Source organism: Bartonella sp. AP1QHHD (genome assembly GCF_042196265.1).
Taxonomy (GTDB): domain Bacteria; phylum Pseudomonadota; class Alphaproteobacteria; order Rhizobiales; family Rhizobiaceae; genus Bartonella.
Map to the genome: position 1 here is coordinate 1 of NZ_JBHIPW010000011.1, position 3,978 is coordinate 3,978.

General features: G+C 41.0%; 4 protein-coding genes and 3 pseudogenes. 2 read left to right on the plus strand and 5 right to left on the minus strand.

Going from position 1 to position 3,978, the window contains the following annotated elements; all coding sequences use genetic code 11:
* Nucleotides 1-54: 54 nt before the first annotated feature.
* The 4 genes and pseudogenes from ACFIME_RS01775 to ACFIME_RS01790 form a co-directional block, all read right to left on the minus strand.
* Nucleotides 55-309: a tail protein X gene (locus ACFIME_RS01775; protein WP_375680486.1), complete on the minus strand. Its 255-nt coding sequence runs from the start codon at nt 307-309 to the stop codon at nt 55-57.
* Complete coding sequence (locus ACFIME_RS01780; RefSeq protein ID WP_375684396.1) at nt 306-782, minus strand: phage tail protein; 477 nt, start codon at nt 780-782, stop codon at nt 306-308. The genes ACFIME_RS01775 and ACFIME_RS01780 overlap by 4 nt, the downstream gene beginning before the upstream one ends.
* Nucleotides 783-795: 13 nt before the next feature.
* The gene (locus ACFIME_RS01785) at nt 796-1,668 is read right to left on the minus strand and encodes a hypothetical protein (protein WP_375684397.1); all 873 of its coding nucleotides are present in this window, start codon (nt 1,666-1,668) and stop codon (nt 796-798) included.
* Nucleotides 1,601-2,098 (minus strand): annotated as a pseudogene (locus tag ACFIME_RS01790) (phage tail protein); the annotation flags it as partial. The gene ACFIME_RS01785 and the pseudogene ACFIME_RS01790, both read right to left, overlap by 68 nt.
* Here ACFIME_RS01790 and ACFIME_RS01795 point away from each other — a divergent pair.
* Nucleotides 2,095-2,245: pseudogene (locus tag ACFIME_RS01795) on the plus strand (transcriptional regulator); the annotation flags it as partial. The pseudogenes ACFIME_RS01790 and ACFIME_RS01795 overlap by 4 nt on opposite strands.
* A 95-nt stretch (nt 2,246-2,340) precedes the next feature.
* On the opposite strand, the gene ACFIME_RS01800 reads toward ACFIME_RS01795, so the two are convergent.
* The gene (locus tag ACFIME_RS01800; RefSeq protein ID WP_375684398.1) at nt 2,341-2,514 is read right to left on the minus strand and encodes a hypothetical protein; all 174 of its coding nucleotides are present in this window, start codon (nt 2,512-2,514) and stop codon (nt 2,341-2,343) included.
* A gap of 572 nt (nt 2,515-3,086) precedes the next feature.
* On the opposite strand from ACFIME_RS01800, the pseudogene ACFIME_RS01805 reads away from it, so the two are divergent.
* Nucleotides 3,087-3,978 (plus strand): annotated as a pseudogene (locus ACFIME_RS01805) (hypothetical protein); the annotation flags it as partial.

The window sequence follows — 3,978 nt, forward strand, 5'->3', positions numbered from 1 at the left end:
CCTCATGAACAGGTTTGTCTCCCACCTTGACCACAATAAAAGGGTGTGTACGCATTAATCCCATAACCGCTTCACCATGCTTTGGGGATTAGACAACACAAATTCAGGCAGAATGACCTTTAAGCCCCGCGGTAAAAACACACCATATTTGGCAATCTCTGGATTGGCTTCCAGTGTGGCTTCTAAATAGCCGTTTAGTCCCCCAACTTGAGAACGGTCCCCTAACACAGCCATGACATGGTGAAAGCAGAGGAGATCAAGGCTCATATCCTCTAGCTCTACAATAACGCGCTTTTTGGGTATCTTCATAGAGTTTGTCCCTCTTGGTAATACCCCATTTGATATTGTCTCTCTTGGTATTGTCCTTGTGGTTTTCCGCCATTAAAAAAGGGCAAGAGCGTAATGGAATAGCGGATGCGCTGGGATTGACCAGAGCGACTGATATAGTCATGGTCTTTATTGATCGTGGTGATTACTACGGATCCATGGAGAAGGACACTATAGGTCGTATCATTAATCCAACGAAGCATCTGGACAGGCTTTGCTCTTCGAATAGTTGTAGTGATGGCATCTATCGCTACCCGGTCACCAAATTCTTCTGGAAACCAAACCCCATGAATGGTTTTTGCATCATTGCCATAGCCGGTAAATTGCAAACTGGGTGCCTTGCCAAAACGCTCCATACAAACCCATGAGGCAGAAAACTCTTCTTCAAAGGATTGGAAATTTAGCCAGTCCACATAAAATTGATGCGGTCCTAACATCATCAAAGGATCTCTCATAAGCTCCCTCCCCTCATTCTGTCCCGCCATGCAGCGCATTGGCGCGTGCCCGTTGCAAAGCATGGGCAACCGCACGACCAGTGGCCATGGGTTCACGGGCACCATTAACATGCACTGTGACATTTTGATTGTGTGTGATGGGGGAACGGTCTTTGTCTCTTTGCTCTCTCGCAGATGAATTTACAGGAGAAGCCCCCGCAAATTGCACGATGGGTTGGATGGACGTTTTACCCCCCAAAAAACTTGGCAAAAACTCTCTTACATCAATCGACCCAATCCACCCCTTAATGCGGCTGGGCAAAGATTTACAAAAATCGCTCAACTTTGTGATGGGTGCCATAAAACCATCGACAATCCAATTGGCTAAATCTTCGCCGGCTTGTTCCATACCAGCCTTGGCATCATCAGAGAGCTTTTCGCGGGCAAAAAAGCTTCCCAACCAGCTCCAAAAGTTGGAAAGGCTTTGTTTAACGCCCTCCCACAAATTGCCAAACCACTCGACAACAGAGGAAAGTCCTTGTTTAAACTTTTGCCAAGTTTGAGAGAAATCAAAAGCAGCAGCAATGATGTTTTTCCATTTGGTGATGGTGGTGGTATCAGCACCAAAAAAGCGCATAACAGCTTCAAAGGCACGACTAAAAGCGTGTGCTATTCCCCGTGCAAAACCTTTGACAAAAGAAGAGAAACGGTCCCAGTATTTCCACAAAGCAAAACCAGCAGCCAGTATGACCGCCACAACAGCAGCAACCACAGCCCCTATTGGGGTAAAAATACCCCCCACAACAGAGGAAATACCCGCCCCAACCACTTCGATCACTGTCCCGATCCAACCAAAGGTACTCACCAATGCTGCACCTGAAACCGCAACCCCTCGAAATGCTGCCATGAGTAAAGTCATCGGGTGAAAAAGACGCAGCGCGCTCCCACCAAGCCCTGCCATCGGCTGCACGGGTGCGCACCACATTGACAAAGCGCCACAATGGGTCACTGGAGGTGGTGTGGTTGCCCCATAAAATACGTCCATTGGCGACAATTTTTCCATGGGCATTTTGGCTAAGCCGTGCTGGAATAAAGGTAGCAATATCGGCTTGGTTAAGGCGATTTGCCTCATGATCGATTTCCCCATCAAAATAGCTAATGGGGCGCGCAGTTCCTAAAATGCCTTTGACATCTTGATTGGAGGGAAACCAAAAAACACCGCCCCTTTGCTTGTCGCGTTTGATAAACATGGCGGCAGCAAAGGGACTTGCCGGTTTAACACTCCAACCACCATCACTATTTGCCACCCAGACAAAGGAATCAATCAGGTAACAAAAATGCAATAATTAAACTTCCCCCTGAAGATATAGCGGAACTCGTAGCAGAGCTTGATAAAAAGTTACAAGAGCTTGTTCAAAACATCAAAGACAGAGAAGAAATAGAGCTTACCTTGCCTCTTTTTAAAATTGCATTTAAAACGTTAAATAGAGGTTGGAAAAGCAATCAAGAACTACACAAATCCAACCTAACTCATTATACAATGGAAAATGAAGGGGCATTTCTCCTTACATTAAGATTTTTAATAACACTTTGTTTTTAACATATTATATCTTTTTTTGCTTTTTGGGCTGATTTTGGAGCGAACTTCACAATTTATAGATTTTTTTTCAAAGGGGCTTAAAAGGCGGTCTTCTAGGCTTTCACAGAGTTTTTTTAAATCTTCAAAGCCTTTTCCTATTTTCCATTGAATCACAGTTTTTTCTCATTTTCACTCTTTTTTAGATGTCAAAATCCATTTTGACAAAACGCGCATTTAATGGTGAAAATTAGTCATAAAAAATCATAAATTTCCACCTATTCCTACTTAAAAAAACTCCTGTCAAACGACAAACTTTCTTTTTTGTATATCCACAGCAGCATGGATACTGCTATTCTTTATTGCTCATTTCCTCTCTTCTTGTTTCTTTTTTTCTAATATTTTTTCCATTCTTTTTTCTTTTTATAACTCAATAAAGTTTATCTCTAAACAATGCACAATAATAACACTATGATCTAAAATCAAATAAATATAAATAATTTTTAATATTATAAAATAATTTATATTTATTTCATAATGAATAATATTCAAAACATTATGTATTTTTATAAAAAATATTTTTCTACTTTACATAAAAATAAAAACAATCTATTGGTCCCCAAAGTAGAAAACCATTCATTTGATATCCTTCTTGTAAGCGGGGAAGGAATGCGTGGAGCTTATAAGTTAAGGAAAATATCTAAATGTTTAAAAAATCTCTTTTATCCGGCACAGCTGCCGTAGCTATCATGCTGTTTAGCACTCATTTCAGCGCATATGCGACAGTCCTCAGTGCTACAAGTAATGAAGAAGTAAAAGATGTCTCCGACGACGCATCCGAAAAAAACTATGATGCGATTAAGGCAACAAATAGTGGAAAAATCATTGGCAAGGATTTAAAAGTAACCGCTCCTGAATCTGAAAAAACTGGTGTAACATCTACAGATCTTGGTAGCGAAATTACGTTAAAAGGCACAACAACCATTGAAAAAGCTATGGATGGGATCCTAGCAAAAACAGGTGGTAAAATCACCAGCGAAGATTTAAAAATAAAAGGAAACGATAAAGGAACTGGTGTAACAACCACAGATCCTGATAGTACAGTTGAATTAACAGGCACAACAACCATTGAAAAAGTTGCAAACGGGTTTCGGGTAAATAAGGGCAGTAAAGTCACTGCAAAAGATGTAACGATAATCCTTCCTGAAGCTAAAGAAGACAGCATTGGTATACTCGTCGATGGTGCTAATAGCGTGATTGAATTAACGGGTCAAACAACCATTAAAGACATTGCTGGCAGCGGTCTTAGGGCAACAACTGGTGGCAAACTCGTTAGTAAAGATTTAACAATAACGGGCTCTCAGAACGAAAAAAATACCAATAGCACCGGTATAGCAGCCTACTTGCCAAATACTATGATTGAATTAACAGGCAAAACAACCATTGAAAATATGGTAACTGGGCTTTATACAGCAGTTGGTAGCAAAATCGTTAGCGAAAATTTGACAATAACCGGCTCTGAAACTGAAAAAAAGAGTACTGGTGCAAAAGCTGACAACAACAGCGTCATTACATTAAAAGGCACAACAACCATTGAAAAAGTTGCAAACGGCCTTGATATACAAAATGCAGCTACAGTCA

Bases quoted from the DNA above. Each gene is read 5' to 3' on its own strand.
- ACFIME_RS01780 (WP_375684396.1), bottom strand. From the start codon at position 782: ATGAGAGATCCTTTGATGATGTTAGGACCGCATCAATTTTATGTGGAC.
- ACFIME_RS01785 (WP_375684397.1), bottom strand. From the start codon at position 1,668: ATGGCAGCATTTCGAGGGGTTGCGGTTTCAGGTGCAGCATTGGTGAGT.
- ACFIME_RS01775 (WP_375680486.1), bottom strand. From the start codon at position 309: ATGAAGATACCCAAAAAGCGCGTTATTGTAGAGCTAGAGGATATGAGC.